Consider the following 16,226-nt stretch of genomic DNA (forward strand, 5'->3'; position numbering starts at 1 on the left):
GCTCGCACTTCATGGCACACTGGGTGGCGGTCACAGATTTTGTGTGCGCCCGAAGCGGTGCTCGCGAGGATTGTGCACGCGGGCACCAGGACCCGTTAGGCCCTGGTGGACGACATCTCTACGCAAATTTTTGAAAGGTTTCACCATGGCAACCGGTACCGTGAAGTGGTTCAACGCCGAAAAGGGCTTCGGCTTCATCGCCCCGGACGACGGCTCCTCCGACGTCTTCGTCCACTACTCCGAAATCCAGGGCTCCGGCTTCCGCACCCTGGAAGAAAACCAGCAGGTCGAATTCGAGGTCGGCGAGGGCGCCAAGGGCCCGCAGGCACAGCAGGTGCGCGCGCTCTAAGCACTCTTTGCTTATCGACGGGGCTTCCGCTCGGAGCCCCGTTTTTATACGTTGCTCACGCCTTGGCGCACATCACGCCACTCGGCGAACTTGTTCTGCCCCTTTTGGATGAGGTAGCCGACAGACGAGCCGAGCACCACGCCCAACAGCATCGCCAGCAGCGGGTAGTCCTGCAGGATGCGCCCGCCCAAGTAACCGACGCCGACGCTCAAAAACGCCCAGAGGATCACGCCGACGGTGTCGAAGAAGACGAACTTGAACCAGTTGTAGCGCACCGACGCCAGCACAATCGTGGCCACCCAGCGCGCCCAGGGGATGAAACGCGCGACGATAATCGTTGCGCCGGCGCCGCGGTTCATGTTCCGGCGCACCCAGCGGATCGCCTGGCCCGCCTTCGACTCCGGGTCCAACGTCTCCACCCGGTGAATGAGCTTGCCGCCGAGGGCGAAGCAGATGTTGTCGCCGATGATCCCGCCGATGGACGCCGCGGCGATCACGCCCCACACACTCGGCACTCCGCGGGATGCCGAAAACGCGCCCGCCAAGTTCAGCACCGTCTCCGACGGCACCACGGGCGCCAGCGCATCCGCGACAATAAGAACAGTCACCAGCGGGTAAAACACCGGCATCGCCATGAGCGTGTGCAGGAAATCGATGAGGGAATCGACCACGAATACGCATCCTTTCCGCCCCCGCGGTTCACGGCTCCGGGGCACCCGAGCAGTGTAGTCCTATTACCCGGGTGCACAATCGTGTGCTAGTTGTCTGTTAGGCAATAACTCTGTGCAAAGCGAGGTGTCAGTCAACGTGGCTGAAGGCGGCAAGACCCTAGTCATTGTGGAGTCCGCGACGAAGGCGAAGAAGATCCAGAAGTATCTGGGCGACGACTTTATTGTGGAAGCCTCCGTCGGCCACATCCGCGACCTGCCCGGCCGAGCCGCCGACATCCCCGCCAAGTACAAGAAGGAACCGTGGGCCAAACTCGGCGTCAACCCCGAGGACGGCTTCACACCCATCTACGTCGTCGACGCGGACAAGAAAAAGAAGGTCACCGACCTCAAATCCAAGCTCAAGCAGGCCGACAAGCTCCTGCTCGCGACAGACCCGGACCGCGAAGGCGAAGCGATCGCTTGGCACCTTTTGGAAACCCTGAAGCCGAAGGTGCCGGTGGAGCGCATGGTGTTCAACGAGATCACCGAATCCGCCATCCGCGAAGCCGCCGAAAACACCCGCGAGCTGGACATGGACCTCGTCGACGCGCAGGAAACCCGCCGCATCCTCGACCGCCTCTACGGCTACGAAGTCTCGCCGGTGCTGTGGAAGAAGGTCATGCCGCGCCTGTCCGCCGGCCGCGTCCAATCCGTGGCCACCCGCGTGATTGTCGAGCGCGAACGCGAGCGCATGGCGTTCATCCCGGCGGAGTACTGGGACCTGGTCGCGGAGTTGGAAAAGGGCGAAACCTTCGACGCGAAGCTCGTCGCGCTCGACGGCAAGCGCATCGCCCAGGGCCGCGACTTCGATGACCGGGGGCGGCTGAAGGGCGAGGCGGTGATCGTCGATAAGCAAAAGGCGCACTCGCTTGCCGACGCGCTGGGCACCGCGCCCATGTACGTCACCGCAGTGGAGGAGAAGCCGTACTCGCGCAAACCGTACGCGCCGTTTATGACCTCCACGCTGCAGCAGGAGGCCGGACGCAAGCTGCACTTCACCTCCGCGCGCACCATGCGCATTGCACAACGGCTGTACGAAAACGGCCACATCACCTACATGCGTACAGACTCCACGTCGCTGTCCAAGCAGGGCCTCGACGCCGCGCGCTCTGCCGCCCGCGAGCTGTACGGCGCCAATTACGTCACGGACGCGCCGCGCACCTACGACCGCAAGGTGAAAAACTCGCAGGAAGCCCACGAAGCCATCCGCCCCGCCGGCGAACGCTTCGCCACCCCCGGGCAGCTGGCGGGCGCTTTGGACGCCGAGGAGTTCAAACTCTACGAACTCATCTGGGCGCGCACCGTCGCCTCCCAGATGCAAGACGCCCGCGGCACCTCGATGAAGGTCACCGTTCAGGGTGACGCTTCCGGCGAGGCGTGCGAGTTCGCCGCCACCGGCCGCACCGTCACCTTCCCCGGCTGGCTGCGCGCCTACTCCGACCGCCAAGCCAACGAAACCCGCCTGCCGCAACTGACCAAGGGCGACGAATTGGCCACCAATAAGGTCACGGCAGACGGCCACTCCACCAACCCGCCGGCGCGCTACACCGAAGCCTCGCTGGTGAAGAAGATGGAAGACCTCGGCATCGGCCGCCCGTCCACCTACGCGTCGATTATCAAGACCATCCAGGACCGCGGCTACGTCTTCGTCCGCGGCAACGCCCTGGTGCCCTCCTGGGTTGCGTTCTCCGTGGTGGGCCTTTTGGAAAACAACTTCGACGCGCTCGTGGACTACGACTTCACCTCGTCCATGGAAGACGAGCTCGACGAAATCGCCCACGGCAACCAGGACCGCACCAAGTGGCTGTCCGGCTTCTACTTCGGCGACGCCGACGCTCGCGAATCCATGGCGCAAGCGCTCGCGCGCCGCGGCGGGCTGAAGCACATGATCGAGAACAACCTCGAATCCATCGACGCGCGTGCCGCGAACTCGCTGAAGCTTTTCGACGATGCCGAAGGCCGCCCCGTCGTCGTCCGCGTCGGCCGCTACGGGCCCTACATCGAGCGCATGATCGGCGAAAAGGACGGCGAGCCCGAGTACCAGCGCGCCAACCTGCCCGAATCCGCCACCCCGGACGAGATCACCCTGGAGATGGCGGAGAAGCTCTTCGCCACCCCGCAGTCCGGCCGCGAACTCGGCGTCAACCCCGCCAACGGCCGCACCGTGGTGGCGAAGGAGGGCCGTTTCGGCCCGTACGTCACGGAGCTCGTGCGTGACGACGAGCGCGCCACCGCCGAAGCCCGCGCCGAAGAAGTCATCGCCGCGGAGCGCGCCGAAGAGGATAAGCAGCGCGCCGAAGAAGGCAAGCGGGCGAAGAACTGGGAGACCAAGACGGCGGCGGCGCAGAAGGAAAAGCGCATGGCGCAGCTTGTCGACGAGCAGCTCAAGCCCGCCACCGCCTCCCTGTTCTCCTCGATGGAGCCGTCGAGCGTCACCTTCGACGAGGCGATGCAGCTGCTGTCCCTGCCACGTGAAGTCGGCGAGGACCCGGCGGACGGCGAGATGATCACCGCCCAGAACGGCCGCTACGGCCCGTACCTGAAGAAGGGCTCCGACTCGCGCTCGTTGGCTTCGGAGGACCAGATCTTCTCCATCACCCTGGAGGAAGCCCGCCGCATCTACGCCGAGCCGAAGCGACGCGGCCGCGCCGCCGCGAAGCCGCCGCTGAAAATGCTCGGTGACAACGATGTCTCCGGCAAACCCATGACCATCAAGGACGGCCGCTTCGGCCCGTACGTCACCGACGGCGAGACCAACGCGTCCCTGCAGCGCGGCGACACCCCGGAAACCATGACGGACCAGCGCGCCAACGAGCTGCTCTCCGCCCGCCGCGCCCGCGAGGCCGAGGGCGGAGGCAAGAAGGCCACGAAGAAGAAGGCTGCGAAGAAGAAGGCGACCAAGAAGGCTGCCAAAAAGGCCACGAAGCCGAAGCAGACCACCAAGCGGGTGGTCAAGGCCCGCAAGCGCTAAAACTGGGCAGCGTATACCGCGGTGGCGTGCGTGCGCCACCGCGTTTTGCGTTCCTGTGGACAACGGTGTTGCGGCGTCAACAATCGGCGGGGGTTATCCACAGATTTTTATTTGGCCCTTGTTCGGGGTTGCGGTGCCGCCATAGCTTCTGGGCCATGAACTTCACCGACTTTGTTTCCGCAGGCGTCTCGACGCTCGCCGACTTCGACCGCGACGTAGCCATGGCCGCCGGCCTGTCCACCGGCCGGGTGCGTGATTTGGCGCGGGTGCACCACACCTACTTCGGGCCGACCCAGTTCACCCGCAAACAACGTGACGCCCTCGCCGCCGCCGAGGGTTTACCTATCGACCAGCTCGTGCACATCGAGAAGAAACTCCTCGCCGTCGAAGGGGCAGCCGAACGCTGGCGCATTAGGTTGGATTTGGTGCGCCACCGCGGCTCCTACCGGGCCCTGACCAAGCGCATCAAACGGTTGATCAAACAACCCGTCAAACCAGCCCCACCCTCGTGCAGGTTCAGCAGCTCGAAAGCGGGCATGCGCACCATGATCCTGACCTACAACGAGCGCGACCTCGCGGACCTGGAGCACCTGCTGCGCAAACTCATCGACGCAGACGACCCCGCCGCCGCCCAAATGGCCCACACACTCATCAGCATCCTGCACGACGGCAAAGGCGTGCCGAAGGCGAATTTCCGGCCGATCATCCTGGTGCCGATCGCCGACTGGGCCCGCATCCAATCCGGCCACGCAGACGAAGTCACGCTGATCTGCACCGACGGCACCACCATGACCGGGGCCGAGTACATGGAGCACGAATTCGGCGACATACTCGAAGTCGCGGCGTTCCACCCCAGGAAGGCCCAGTCAACCTCTACTACGGTCAGCGCTGCGCCAATGCGAAGCAGAAGGTCATGTCGAAGCTGCTCTGCCCGTCGTGTGCGTTTCCCGACTGCAAACACTCCGCCGAGACCACCCAAACCCACCACATCAACGCGTGGCGCTACGGGGGAATGACCAACATGGACAACCTCGCCGAACTCTGCCCCTTCCACAACGGGGTCAACGCCGACAACCGCAACGGCCCGTTCGGCTACATCGACAACCCCAACGCCCGCATCCACTGGGTCGCGCCCAACGGCACACGCGTCCCCATGACCACCCCAGGCGCCATGGAGCTGCTCTTCGACTAACCACACACCGAAAACCCGCCCCACCGGGCGGGCACATCGGCATGCCCGAAACTAGGCGCGGTCGGCCATGGTGGAGCGCACCGGGCGCGCCAGCTGCGTCATCTTGCCGCGGCCGCGCAGCTCCACGGACTTCATCAGCGTCCAGCGCTGCTGCTCCACCTCGTTCGCCGCGCGCAGGGTTCCGGCGTTGGTCAGCACCAGGCCCGGGGTGTCCTTCGCCATGTCGGTCAGGCGCGCCGCGGCGTTGACGGCGTCGCCGATCACGGTGTACTCGAAGCGGTCCGAGCCGCCGATGTGGCCCGCTACCACGTGCCCGGACGCCACACCGATGCCGGCGCGCAGCTCTTGGCCGGCCAAATCCCGCTGGAGTTCGCGGGCGGCTTGGAGGGCGTGCGAGGCGGCGTCGTGAAGCGAAACGGGCGCCCCAAACACCGCCAAGGCCGCATCGCCCTGGAACTTGTTAATCACGCCCTTGTTGCGGTGCACCACCTCGACAACGACGTCGAAGAAGTCGTTCAGCGCAGCGACAACCTCCTCCGGCGTGTGGTCCACGGCGTAGGTGGTGGAGCCGACGACGTCGATGAACAGCACCGCCACCTTGCGCTCCTCGCCGCCGAGCTCCGGGATCTCCTCCAGCGCCTTCTGCGCCACCTCCGCGCCGACGTACTGGCCGAAGATGTCGCGCACGCGCTGGCGGTCGCGCAGCCCCTTCATCATCTCGTTGAACCCGGCCTGCAACACGCCGATCTCGGAGCCGTCGTAAATGTCCACCTGCGTGTTCTGCTCGCCTCGGCGCACGCGGTTGATCGCGCCCTGCAGTTCCTTGATCGGGTCGGCCACACTCATGATCACCAGCGCGGTGCCCACGAAACCGGTGACCATGCCGGCGGTGATCAGCGCGACGATCGCGGAGGTGAGTTCGCCGACGTTGCCGGAGAAGTAGCCATAGCGCTGCGCCACCGTCAAAAGCAGCACGCCCACCATCGGCACGGCGGAGGTGGTGAACCACGTCAGGTAGAGCTGCCACTTGATCGGCGGCTGCAGCGTGGAGTCCTCGAAGCGGCGCGCCAGCGCGGACGCGGCGATGGGGCGCACGAGGCGCTCGGCCTGCAGGTAGGTCAGCACGGCGGTGACGAAGGTGGTCAGCGCGGCGGTGGCGAGGACGACGGTGGCCAGGCGGGCGTCGACACGCCACGCCCCCACGGTGACAATCGCGGTGCCGATACTCCACACCGCCACCACAATGATGGTTTGCAGCACCGGCAGCCGCATGACCAGGTGGCGCACCATGTTCGGGTCGTGCCCGTCGGGGTGGCGCTGCCATTCCAACACGGGTCGGAACAGGTACAGCGTGACCACCACACCCAGCACGACGGCAACGGCCGCGTAGATCACGCCGATGGCGCCGAGTTGCCCGCTAAGGCCGAGCTCACGCACTTCCGGCATAGGGATGAGGTAGCGCACGAACAGCATGCAGCCGATCGCGGCGATGACGTTGGTTCCCAGCACGGTCGCGGCGTACAGGGGCCATGACGTGCCCCAGAGCCACCGCAGCTCGCGCCAGAATCGTTTCATGGTGTATCACCTTAGCGCGCGGGTACTGTGATCATCCGTGACTACCCGTAGCGTCAGTGAGCGGCTTGCCGGAACTCCGGCGGTGCGCGAGACAATCATGTCCGCGGCGAAGGCCGCAAGGCTTGGCGACGGCTACGCCATGACCCATGCCTGGCTTTTCACCGGCCCTCCGGGGGCGGGCCGCTCGCAGGCCGCGTTGGCGTTCGCGGCAGCGTTGATGTGCACGGACCCGGTGGAGATCGGGTGCGGGCGTTGCGAGGCGTGCCGGTTAGCGCTGGCGGGCTCGCACACGGATTTGCTGCACGTGGTGCCGCAGCGGGTGAACATCCCGGTGGATTACGTGCGCCGCACGATCGTGCCGCAAGCGGCCCGCCTGCCGACGGTCGCCGCCTGGCGCGTCATCGTCATCGAAAACGCCGACCGGTTGAACACGGACGCCGCCGACGCGCTGCTGAAGACCGTGGAGGAGCCGCCGGAGCACACCGTGATCATCATGTGCGCCCCGTCGGCGGACCCGCAGGACTTCTCGCAGACGCTGCGGTCGCGCTGCCGCCACCTGTACGTGCCGGCGCCAACGGAGGACGAGGTTGTGCGCATCCTGGTCGAGGAGGAGGGCGCGACCGAGCACGACGCGCGGCTTGCCGCGGCGGCGACGATGCGGCACGTGGGCCGGGCGCGGCTGCTGGTGCGCTCCGACCAGGTGCAGAAGCGCCGCTCCATGGCGATCAATTTGGCGGAGCTGGTGTTCCACGGCGCGCAGGCGTTCCAGGCCGTCGGTGCGCTGGTCACGGCGGCGGAGAAAGAGGCCGTGGAGGCCCACAAGGCCGAGGACGAAGCCGAGCGCGCGAAGCTGGAAAACGCGCTCGGCATGGGCGCGAAGGGCAAAGGTGCGGGCAAGGCGTTGGGGGGCGTTGCGTCGTCGATAAAAGCGCTCGAAGAGGAGCAGAAGAAGCGCGGCACCCGCCGCAAGCGCGACATGTTCGACCTGGTCCTGGTGGATTTGGCGGGGGTGTACCGCGACGCCATGATCGTCCAGTCCGGCGCGGGTCTGGACCTGATCCACCCGGACTACGAGGGTCTGGCGCGCGAGATCGCGGAGCGCACCACGCCCGAGGGCCTGGTGGAATGCCAGGAGGCGATCGCGCAGTGCCGCGAGCGGCTGGCGCAGCAGGTGCAGCCGGCGGTGGCGTTTAACGGCATGCTGGGCCGGATCCGGCTCGCCTGCAAAGTGTCCTGAGCTGCCGGTTTCTTAGTTTTCCCCGGCTGCACTACACTTTCGCGGTGGTGCATCTTTGTATGCCCGGCCACCTTAGCTCAGTCGGTAGAGCATCTCACTCGTAATGAGAAGGTCGCGAGTTCGATTCTCGCAGGTGGCTCAATTTTTTTGCCCTAAACCGGGCAAAAACCGCGGCACAACCTTGCCGACGGCGTTGCGCGGCAGCTCGTCGACGAAGTGCACGTCGCGGGGGATGGAGTGGTCGGCCAGGTGGGCGCGCACCCAGTCGCGCACCGCGTCGGCGGTGATGTCGGCGCTGCGAACCACCCACACGGCGATGCGTTTGAACATCTGCTCGTCGTCGACGCCGTGCGCGTACACCTCGCCGACACCCGGCATGTCCTCGAGCACTTCCACCACGGACTGCGGGTGGACGTTTTCGCCGCCGACGATGATCATGTCGTCGTTGCGGGACTGCACGTGCAGGTACCCGTCGTCGTCGAGGTAGCCCAGGTCGCCCATCTCCACCAACCCGTCGATCTCCACCATCTCGGTCGCGGGGTTGGTGTAGCCGCGCAGCGCGGTTTCGTTGTACAGGAAGATGCGTCCGGTTTCGCCGGGCCGGACTTCTTTCCCTTGGTCGTCGTAAAGCTTGAGCACCGTGCCGGGCGGGACTTTGCCCACGGTGGTGGGGTCGGCCTGCATCTGCTCGGGCGAGGCTGCCGCGGCGAGGGCGAGTTCGGTGGAGCCGTAGATGTTGGCCAGGATCGGGCCGAAGCGCTCCGTGGTGCGGCGCAGCAGCGCGGGGCTGACGGCGTTGCCGGCGGAGGCGAGGTAGCGCAGCGAGGACGTGTCGTAGTTTTCCTGCAGGTCCAGCATCTGTTTGAAGAAGATGGGCGAGGAGATCAGCCCGTCGCAGCGGTAGCGCTGGATGTCGTGGAAGCAGGCCTCCGGGTCGAAGATGCGGCGGGTGACGATGGTGGAGCGCGTCGCCAGCGCAACCTGCAGGGCGGACCAACCCCAGGTGTGGAAGATCGACGCGGTCAGTTGCACGGTGTCGCCCGCGCGCCACGGGATGGCTTCGAGGTAGCCGGCGATCACGAACGGCATGCGCGGTTCGGGCCGCACGATGCCTTTGGGGATGCCGGTGGTGCCGGAGCTCATCAGGACGAGGTTGCCGTGTTTCGGCCAGCGGGGCAGTTGCCTATCGACGTCCCTCCGGACCACCTGCCCAATCGAAAGCCCCTCGCCGCCGTCTTCGTGGGCGCGGACGATGGTGATGCCGTCGGTGTTGGCGGGGAGGCGGTCGGCGAATTCGTCATCGATGAACAGGACGTTGATGTCGTTTTCGGCGAAGATGCCGGCGAGCTGCTCCGGCGAGGAGCCGATGTTGAGCAGGAAGATATGCGCACCTGCGTAGCCTTTGGCGGCCAGCGGCAGGATGATGCCGCGGCCGTTGCGTGCCATCACGCCGATGCGAAGCTCGTCTAGGCCGCGTTCGTCTTGCAGCGCGAGGAGCCATTTGGCCAGCGAGCGTGAGTCGTCGCGGAGTTGGCGGTAGGTGAGGACGCCGGTGTCGTCGATAAGTGCGATGCGGTCCGGTGCGGCGGCGGCACCTTGTTCGACCTCGCGGGCGGTGGTGAACCAGTAGCGCGCGAGGTTGGGTGCGAGCGCGAGGGCCGCGCGGGGGCCGCCTTCGGCGCTGACGAAGCCGGCGCGTGTAACGGCGGGCACGAAGCGGGCGAAAGACTTGAGTAAGAACAGCGGACGGTGGGTGGGTCGCATGTGGATAATGTAGCCTACTGTTACGCAAGTTCCCCCTGTGAAAGGATTTCGCCGTGTCATTTTCCCGCCGCATCGCCGCCGCCTTCGTTGCGGCGGCCACGCTTCTCGCCCCGCTCGCCCCGGCGGCGCAAGCGCAGGACCGCAACATGGTCATCTTCGGCGACTCTGTCATCTCCGACCCGAACATGGGCCAGTGGGCCGCCGGCAAGCTGGGGCTCGACCCGCGCGGGCGCTCCGACAACGGCACCTGGTGCCCGACCTCGCCGACGAACTGGGGCAAGCGTTCCGCCGCCAAGCTCGGCCTGGCCGCCCGCGACTACTCCTGCACCGGCGTGGTCACGATTTCGAAGGGCCCGGGCCTGTTCCAGCAGGTGGACCGCGCGATCGCGGACCGCGGGCTGTCCCCGGCGACCGCGCGCGTGATCATCTCCGTCGGCTTCAACGACACGTACAACAACACCTCGCGCCCGGACGCCGACATCCGCCGCGACTTCACCCGCTACATGGTCCCGCAGATCAACCGCATCCGCGCCGCGGCGCCGAACGCGCGCATCCAGATCGTGGGCTACCCGAAGATCACCGCCGGCGACCGCGTGTGCCTGTTCCACATCGCCCCGAACGTCTCCGATTGGACCCGCTTCCAAGACGTGCAGCGCTGGGAGAACCTCGCGCAGTGGATGCAGGTCGACGCCGCCCGCGCCGCCGGCGTGGAATTTCTGGACCTGAAGCCGTCCACGTGGCACAACAACATGTGCGCCCCCGACAACAAGCGCATGTGGGCTGGACTGGTGGACTTCTACGGCGGCCCGGGCAACCTGCCCATCCACGTGAACCAGCGCGGCCACGAGCACGTGGCAAACGTCATCGCCCGCTCCTAGTCTTGGGGACATGACACAGACTGTTCAAGGAGTAATCGCCCGCGAAAAGGGCACCCCGGTCGAGGTCGTGGACATTGTGATCCCCGAACCCGGCCCCAACGACGTCGTGGTCAAGGTCCAGGCCACCGGCGTGTGCCACACGGACCTGGCCTACCGCGACGGCGACATCGAGGACGCGTTCCCGTTCCTGCTCGGCCATGAGACGGCCGGCGTCGTGGAAACGGTCGGCGAGGACGTCACCCACGTCCAAGAAGGCGACTTCGTGGTGCTGAACTGGCGCGCGGTGTGCGGCGAGTGCCGCGCCTGCCGCAAGGGCGACACGAAGAACTGCTTCAACACCCACAACGCCTCGCAGAGCATGACGCTTGACGACGGCACTCCGCTCACCCCCGCGCTCGGCATCGGCTCGTTTGCAGAGAAGACCCTCGTGCACGAAAAGCAGTGCACGAAGGTCGACCCGGAGGCGGACCCGGCAGCGGCCGGCCTGCTCGGCTGCGGCATCATGGCCGGCCTCGGCGCCGCCGTGAACACCGGTGACGTGCAGCGCGGCGAGTCCGTGGTCGTCTTCGGCCTCGGCGGTGTGGGACTTGCGGCTGTGGCCGGTGCGGCGTTGGCGGGGGCGACGACGGTGGTGGCTGTAGACGTCGATAAGCGAAAGTGCGACATTGCCACCGAGAAGTTCGGCGCCACCCACGCCATCTGCGCCAAGGACATGGGCGAGGACGAGGTGATCGAAGCCGTGCGGGAGCTCACCGACGGCTTCGGCGCCGACGTGGCCATCGACGCGGTGGGTATCCAGCCCACCTGGCGCCAGGCGTTCTACTCCCGCGATTTCGCCGGCCGCATGGTCATGGTCGGCGTGCCCAACCAGACGGACCACGTGGACATCCCCGCGATCGACCTGTACGCCCGCGGCGGCTCCATCAAGCCGGCCTGGTACGGCGACTGCCTGCCGGAGCGCGACTTTCCCACGTACGTGGAGCTGTACAAGCAGGGCCGCTTCCCGCTGGGCGAGTTCGTCTCCGAGCGCATCGGCGTGGGCGACATCGAGGAATCCTTCGCCAAGATGAAGCGCGGCGACGTGCTGCGAAGCGTGGTGGAGTTCTAATGCGCATCGACAACGTCGTCACCTCCGGCCTGTTCAAGCTCGACGGCGGCGAGTGGGAGGTGGACAACAACGTCTGGATCGTCGGCGACGACTCCGAGGTCTACATCATCGACGCCGCCCACAACGCCGAAGCCATCGCCAAGGCGGTGGGCAACCGCCGCGTGAAGGGCATCCTGGCCACCCACGGCCACTCCGACCACATCGACGCCGCGCCCGAGCTGTCGCGGCTTGTGGACGCCCCGGTGTACCTGCACCCCACCGACGGCTTTTTGTGGCAGCGCCAGAACCCGGGCGCGCACTACCGCCAGCTTCTCGACGGCGCCACGTTCACCATCGCCGGCACCGACCTGCGCGTCATGTCCACCCCGGGCCACTCGCCAGGGTCTGTGGTCATCTACGCCGAGGAAGCCGGCGAACTGTTCTCCGGCGACACCCTGTTCCAGGGCGGGCCGGGCGCGACCGGACGGTCGTTCTCCTCGTTCGACACCATCATCCGCTCCCTGCAGAAATCCGTTTTGGACCTGCCGGCGGAGACGGTGGTGCGCACCGGCCACGGCGACCACACCACCATCGGCGCGGAAGCCCCGCACCTGGAGGAGTGGATCCGGCGCGGCTTCTAGCGCTGCTGGCCCGCGTCTCCCGTATCCGGCGCCTGCGCGTTCTGCAGCGCGACGGCGCGGGCCAGGCGGGCGTAGCGCAACTCCTGCTCGCGGAAACGCGTCCACGTGGAGACGGTGACGAAGAAGAACGCCACCACCAGCACGTACAGCATCAGGTCGGTGCCGCGGGCCACGCCCAGCCAGTTCGCCACGACGGTCACATCGTCGGGGCGGGCAATCGCCCACACGGCCGCCACCATCATGAGGGCGAAGCCGATTTTTACCCAGGCTTTGGCGTTAGCTTTGCGTCGATTAGCAAAGAAGTACCAGGCCAATGCGACAACCGCGAGCAGCAACAACGCCTGAATCATGGCAACCTCCTTGCAACGAGCCCGTCGGCGAGAATGTTCACGCCGTTGATCAGCGACTGGCCCTTCGACATCGAGTACTCCGTGTAGAGGATGTCCACCGGCTCCTCGTCCACGCGCCAGCCGTGCTTCTCGATCATGGAGACGATCTCCGAGGCATGCGACATCCCGTTCATGCGGATGTTCATCTCCTCAGCCACCTTGCGGTTGAACGCGCGCAGCCCGTTATGGGCGTCCGTGAGCCCCAGCTTTTTCGTGCGCGGCGAGAGCATCACCACCGTCTTCAGCACCGCCCGCTTGATCCACGGCACCTGCGAATTGTCCTGGCCGGCGAAACGCGTGCCGACGATGATGTCCAACGGCTCAGTGCGCAGCCGCTCAATCATCCGCACGACGTCTTTGACCTGGTGCTGGCCGTCCGCGTCGAAGGTGACGAAGTATTGCGCGCCCGGCTGTTTGCGGGCGTACTCCACGCCTGTCTGGATCGCCGCGCCCTGGCCCAGGTTGACCGGGTGATCCACCAAATGGGCGCCGGCGGCGCGGATCTGCGCCGCCGAGTCGTCGGCGGAGCCATCGTTGACGCCCACGATGTTGGGGAACGTCTCGCGCGCGTGCGTGACCACGTCGAAGATGACCGTGCCCTCGTTGTAGCAAGGCACGATCAGCCAAGTGTCTGAAAATCCGCTCATGTCGGAAGTTAGGTTACCTCCCGCGGTGGAACAAAGCGGCGTACACGCGCCGGAGCAAACCTGTGGGTAGCGCGCGGTACGCGGTGCGCGCCGCCAGGTTGAACGCGGCCCGCGGGCGCGAAATCAGCCCGTAGGAGACCAGGTTGCGCTGCATTTTTGCCTCCGCGGCGAGCATCTCGCGGCCGGTGCGGCGGGCGAACTGCGCGTCGGTGACCTGGAAGTCCGTCAGCGCCTCGGGCAGGTTGCGCACCTGCCAGCCGCCGGCGATCAGGCGCGCGTAGAGGTCGTAGTCCTCCATGAAGTGCACGTCCCTGTACCCGCCGACCTCCTTGACGGCGCGGGTACGCAGCATCACCGAGGGGTTGTTCACCGGCGAGTTCATCTTCGCGTAGGCGTGCGGGTTCTCCGGCAGCGCGCGCACCTTGCCGGTATCTCCCGGGGTGTGCGCGAACTCTTCAACGGCGCTGCCCAGCGCGGCCACCTCCGGGTGCGCCTCCAAATACTCGAGCTGCCGGGCGAAACGTGTCGGTTTCGCGGCGTCGTCGGAGTCCAGGCGGGCGGTGTATTCGGAATCGATCGTGGCCAGCCCGGCTTGCGACGCCGGGCCCGCGCCCACATTCTCAGGCAGCCAGATCACCCGGGCATCTTGCTTTGCGACGACCTCCCGCACCCCCTCACCCACCGGCCCGTCAGCCACAATGACCAGCTCATCCGCGGGCCGCGTCTGTGCCCGCAGGGAGTCGAGGGCGCGCTGCAGATCGTGCGCGTCGGTGCCGTGGTAGACGGTCACCAGTGCCGTAATCCTCGCCATTGTTTTAGTCCCTTGCTGCGTCGATGAGGTAGCGGCCGTAGCCGGATTTCAACACCTGCTCGCCCAAGGCTTCCAGCTGCGCGGCGTCGATGAAGCCCTCGCGGTAAGCCGCCACCTCCGGCGAGCCGATGACGGTGCCGGTGCGCTTCTGCAGCACCTCGACGTAGGCGCTGGCCTCGCTCATCGAGTCGATGGTGCCGGTGTCCAGCCACACGTCGCCGCGGTGCAGGCGGTGCACCTTCAGGTCGCCGCGGCGCAGGTACGCCTCGTTGACGGAGGTAATCTCCAGCTCCCCGCGCGCCGACGGTGCGATGGATTTGGCGATCTCTACGACGTCGTTGTCGTAGAAGTACAGCCCCACCACAGCGAAGTTGGACTTCGGCGCCTCCGGTTTCTCCTCGATGGACAGCGCGGTGCCGGAGGTGTCGAACTCGACCACGCCGTAGCGCTGCGGGTCCGAAACCTCGTAGGCGAAGATCGCCCCGCCGTCGATGTCGCGCACCTGGCCGAGCACCTGAGCGATGCCGCTGCCGTCGAAGATGTTGTCGCCGAGCACCAGCGCCACCGAGTCGTCGCCGATGAACTCCTCGCCGATCAAAAACGCCTGCGCCAACCCCTCCGGGCGGGGTTGTTCGGCGTAGTGGAGCATGATGCCGAGACGTGAGCCGTCGCCAAGCAGACGCTCAAAGTTCGGCCGGTCCTCCGGCGTGGTGATGATCAAAATCTCCCTGATGCCCGCGCTGATCAGCGTGGATAGTGGGTAGTAGATCATCGGCTTGTCGTAGATGGGCATGAGTTGTTTCGAGATGCCCTGGGTGATCGGGTACAGGCGCGTGCCCGAGCCGCCGGCGAGAATGATGCCCTTCATGACAGGGAAGTCTAGTTGGCCAGTATGCGGGCCTTCACATGCAAAACACCCGACGTCGCTCGGTGCGGCATCGGGTGTTGCGGCGGGAGGGTTAGCCCAGGCCTGAGATCTGGATACCCAGCTGCGGGGCTGCAATCGCTGCGATGCCGATGACCGCGAGCACAGCTGCGATGACACCGATGACGATGCCGGCGGTGGAGGAGCCCTTCTCGTCCTTGGCCTCACCGGCGTTGTTGTCGGCGTTCTGGTCGGATGGCTTGGAGTCCTGCTTCGGCTTGCTCGGTGCTGGCTTAGGCGTCGGCTTCGTAACATTACCGGTGGGGTACTTCACAGTGCTGTTACCGCCGCCGAGGCAAGTGTTCGACGCGGCATTCTCAGCGCGGAGGTATGGATTCAGCGCAGTGAAGTGACGGCCGGTCTGGGTCTTATCAAAAGAGTTGTAGAACTTTGCCCCCTGGTTCTCATCTTGGATAACGCCACCGAGTCCAAGGAAAATAAACAGGATTACGGCACCGATGTTTCCGTCTTCGAAGTCTTCGCTGAGTTTTGCGTCAACGTAGTAGTCTGAGTAGTTACTCGGCACAACTTCATCTGGGCTTACGCGCATGTCGTTGAAGTACTCGGCGCGAGCACGAGTATCTAAATACGTTTCCGCTCCGATGTCATTCAGACCGGCGTAGCTCAAGCGGCTGAGGTATGGCTGAAGATCGATCTCGTTGAACGCATCCTCAAATGCGCTCTCGACACGGTGGTTAGTCAATTGGTGTTGGTAGGCGGCAACAAAATCATCGCCTACGCTGCGAATTCCCGGAAACGTATTCTCGAGGGCGAGGTTGAAATCGCGGTAGAACGTTTCACCGACTTTCGCACTGATCTCCCTGTCGAGATTTTCCAGATATGCCTTCTCCGCAGCGGTGAAAGTCACCTTGCAACGGTTTTGCTCCAGCGGACCGACCTGCGCGGCCTGGGCAGGAACGACGGGGGACAGGGCGACTGCAGAGGCTGTCGCAAGGGCGACGAGGCGCGACTTCTTCATGGGAATCTCCTGGGAGTGTGTTGGGGACTCCCTAAGTTTAAGCCGTGAGCTGCGTCCTGTCCGGGTTTAAT

Annotated in this window: 15 protein-coding genes, 1 tRNA gene and 1 pseudogene; 9 read left to right on the forward strand and 8 right to left on the reverse strand. The window is 65.6% G+C overall.

Annotation, left to right across the window (positions count from 1 at the left end; all coding sequences use genetic code 11):
• Window positions 1-145: 145 nt before the first annotated feature.
• Entirely contained in the window at window positions 146-349 is a 204-nt protein-coding gene (locus O5O53_RS11255; RefSeq protein WP_034996968.1) for a cold-shock protein, read from the forward strand.
• Window positions 350-393: 44 nt separating this feature from the next.
• On the opposite strand, the gene O5O53_RS11260 is transcribed toward O5O53_RS11255, so the two are convergent.
• Complete coding sequence (locus O5O53_RS11260) at window positions 394-1,020, reverse strand: DedA family protein (protein ID WP_269512068.1); 627 nt, start codon at window positions 1,018-1,020, stop codon at window positions 394-396.
• 136 nt (window positions 1,021-1,156) lie between these two features.
• Here O5O53_RS11260 and topA point away from each other — a divergent pair, with 136 nt between their 5' ends.
• The 3 genes from topA (at window position 1,157) to O5O53_RS11275 (ending at window position 5,222) form a co-directional block, all read left to right on the forward strand.
• The gene (topA, locus tag O5O53_RS11265; protein ID WP_269512071.1) at window positions 1,157-4,030 is read left to right on the forward strand and encodes a type I DNA topoisomerase; all 2,874 of its coding nucleotides are present in this window, start codon (window positions 1,157-1,159) and stop codon (window positions 4,028-4,030) included.
• 155 nt (window positions 4,031-4,185) lie between these two features.
• Window positions 4,186-5,046, forward strand: coding sequence for a hypothetical protein (locus O5O53_RS11270; protein WP_269512074.1), 861 nt, complete (start codon window positions 4,186-4,188; stop codon window positions 5,044-5,046).
• Window positions 5,043-5,222 carry a hypothetical protein gene (locus tag O5O53_RS11275; protein WP_269512077.1) on the forward strand — a complete coding sequence of 60 codons (180 nt, stop codon included), beginning with the start codon at window positions 5,043-5,045 and terminating at the stop codon, window positions 5,220-5,222. Before O5O53_RS11270 ends, O5O53_RS11275 begins: the two co-directional genes overlap by 4 nt.
• A 51-nt stretch (window positions 5,223-5,273) precedes the next feature.
• On the opposite strand, the pseudogene O5O53_RS11280 reads toward O5O53_RS11275, so the two are convergent.
• Window positions 5,274-6,350, reverse strand: a pseudogene (locus O5O53_RS11280) (adenylate/guanylate cyclase domain-containing protein); the annotation flags it as partial.
• 484 nt (window positions 6,351-6,834) lie between these two features.
• Between O5O53_RS11280 and O5O53_RS11285 the strand changes: the two are divergent.
• Together O5O53_RS11285 and O5O53_RS11290 are read left to right on the forward strand one after the other, a co-directional pair.
• A complete protein-coding gene (locus O5O53_RS11285; RefSeq protein WP_269512081.1) occupies window positions 6,835-8,034 on the forward strand; it encodes a DNA polymerase III subunit delta' in 1,200 nt (399 codons plus the stop codon).
• A gap of 66 nt (window positions 8,035-8,100) precedes the next feature.
• A tRNA-Thr gene (locus tag O5O53_RS11290) sits at window positions 8,101-8,173 on the forward strand.
• On the opposite strand, the gene O5O53_RS11295 is transcribed toward O5O53_RS11290, so the two are convergent.
• Window positions 8,173-9,798 (reverse strand): AMP-binding protein, encoded by a 1,626-nt coding sequence (locus tag O5O53_RS11295; RefSeq protein ID WP_269512083.1) that lies wholly within the window; start codon window positions 9,796-9,798, stop codon window positions 8,173-8,175. The two genes, O5O53_RS11290 and O5O53_RS11295, sit on opposite strands and share 1 nt — an antisense overlap.
• Before the next feature lie 53 nt (window positions 9,799-9,851).
• Between O5O53_RS11295 and O5O53_RS11300 the strand changes: the two genes are divergently transcribed.
• Genes O5O53_RS11300 through O5O53_RS11310 form a run of 3 tightly spaced genes read left to right on the forward strand, consistent with a single transcriptional unit; the run spans window position 9,852 to window position 12,404 of the window.
• On the forward strand, window positions 9,852-10,676 hold the full coding sequence (locus O5O53_RS11300; protein WP_269512087.1) for a GDSL-type esterase/lipase family protein: 825 nt from the start codon (window positions 9,852-9,854) through the stop codon (window positions 10,674-10,676).
• Between the two features lie 10 nt (window positions 10,677-10,686).
• A complete protein-coding gene (locus O5O53_RS11305) occupies window positions 10,687-11,784 on the forward strand; it encodes an S-(hydroxymethyl)mycothiol dehydrogenase (RefSeq protein ID WP_269512090.1) in 1,098 nt (365 codons plus the stop codon).
• Window positions 11,784-12,404: an MBL fold metallo-hydrolase gene (locus O5O53_RS11310; protein WP_269512093.1), complete on the forward strand. Its 621-nt coding sequence runs from the start codon at window positions 11,784-11,786 to the stop codon at window positions 12,402-12,404. The genes O5O53_RS11305 and O5O53_RS11310 overlap by 1 nt, the downstream gene beginning before the upstream one ends.
• Here the strand turns inward: O5O53_RS11310 and O5O53_RS11315 are convergent.
• From O5O53_RS11315 to O5O53_RS11335, 5 genes are all read right to left on the reverse strand, one after another.
• Window positions 12,401-12,754: a DUF2304 domain-containing protein gene (locus O5O53_RS11315; protein WP_269512096.1), complete on the reverse strand. Its 354-nt coding sequence runs from the start codon at window positions 12,752-12,754 to the stop codon at window positions 12,401-12,403. The genes O5O53_RS11310 and O5O53_RS11315 overlap by 4 nt on opposite strands.
• Complete coding sequence (gene ppgS, locus O5O53_RS11320; protein ID WP_269512099.1) at window positions 12,751-13,440, reverse strand: polyprenyl-phospho-N-acetylgalactosaminyl synthase PpgS; 690 nt, start codon at window positions 13,438-13,440, stop codon at window positions 12,751-12,753. The genes O5O53_RS11315 and ppgS overlap by 4 nt, the downstream gene beginning before the upstream one ends.
• A gap of 13 nt (window positions 13,441-13,453) precedes the next feature.
• Window positions 13,454-14,251: a glycosyltransferase gene (locus O5O53_RS11325; protein ID WP_269512101.1), complete on the reverse strand. Its 798-nt coding sequence runs from the start codon at window positions 14,249-14,251 to the stop codon at window positions 13,454-13,456.
• 4 nt (window positions 14,252-14,255) lie between these two features.
• On the reverse strand, window positions 14,256-15,119 hold the full coding sequence (rfbA, locus tag O5O53_RS11330; RefSeq protein ID WP_269512104.1) for a glucose-1-phosphate thymidylyltransferase RfbA: 864 nt from the start codon (window positions 15,117-15,119) through the stop codon (window positions 14,256-14,258).
• A 91-nt stretch (window positions 15,120-15,210) separates the two neighbouring features.
• The gene (locus O5O53_RS11335) at window positions 15,211-16,155 is read right to left on the reverse strand and encodes a hypothetical protein (protein WP_269512107.1); all 945 of its coding nucleotides are present in this window, start codon (window positions 16,153-16,155) and stop codon (window positions 15,211-15,213) included.
• Window positions 16,156-16,226: the final 71 nt, after the last annotated feature.

The sequence above is a fragment of the Corynebacterium faecium genome (genome assembly GCF_027257105.1).
GTDB lineage: Bacteria > Actinomycetota > Actinomycetes > Mycobacteriales > Mycobacteriaceae > Corynebacterium > Corynebacterium lehmanniae.

Bases quoted from the DNA above. Each gene is read 5' to 3' on its own strand.
- O5O53_RS11255 (WP_034996968.1), top strand. From the start codon at position 146: ATGGCAACCGGTACCGTGAAGTGGTTCAACGCCGAAAAGGGCTTCGGC.
- O5O53_RS11270 (WP_269512074.1), top strand. From the start codon at position 4,186: ATGAACTTCACCGACTTTGTTTCCGCAGGCGTCTCGACGCTCGCCGAC.
- O5O53_RS11275 (WP_269512077.1), top strand. From the start codon at position 5,043: ATGACCAACATGGACAACCTCGCCGAACTCTGCCCCTTCCACAACGGG.
- O5O53_RS11295 (WP_269512083.1), bottom strand. From the start codon at position 9,798: ATGCGACCCACCCACCGTCCGCTGTTCTTACTCAAGTCTTTCGCCCGC.
- O5O53_RS11305 (WP_269512090.1), top strand. From the start codon at position 10,687: ATGACACAGACTGTTCAAGGAGTAATCGCCCGCGAAAAGGGCACCCCG.
- O5O53_RS11310 (WP_269512093.1), top strand. From the start codon at position 11,784: ATGCGCATCGACAACGTCGTCACCTCCGGCCTGTTCAAGCTCGACGGC.
- O5O53_RS11315 (WP_269512096.1), bottom strand. From the start codon at position 12,754: ATGATTCAGGCGTTGTTGCTGCTCGCGGTTGTCGCATTGGCCTGGTAC.
- ppgS (WP_269512099.1), bottom strand. From the start codon at position 13,440: ATGAGCGGATTTTCAGACACTTGGCTGATCGTGCCTTGCTACAACGAG.
- O5O53_RS11325 (WP_269512101.1), bottom strand. From the start codon at position 14,251: ATGGCGAGGATTACGGCACTGGTGACCGTCTACCACGGCACCGACGCG.
- rfbA (WP_269512104.1), bottom strand. From the start codon at position 15,119: ATGAAGGGCATCATTCTCGCCGGCGGCTCGGGCACGCGCCTGTACCCG.
- O5O53_RS11335 (WP_269512107.1), bottom strand. From the start codon at position 16,155: ATGAAGAAGTCGCGCCTCGTCGCCCTTGCGACAGCCTCTGCAGTCGCC.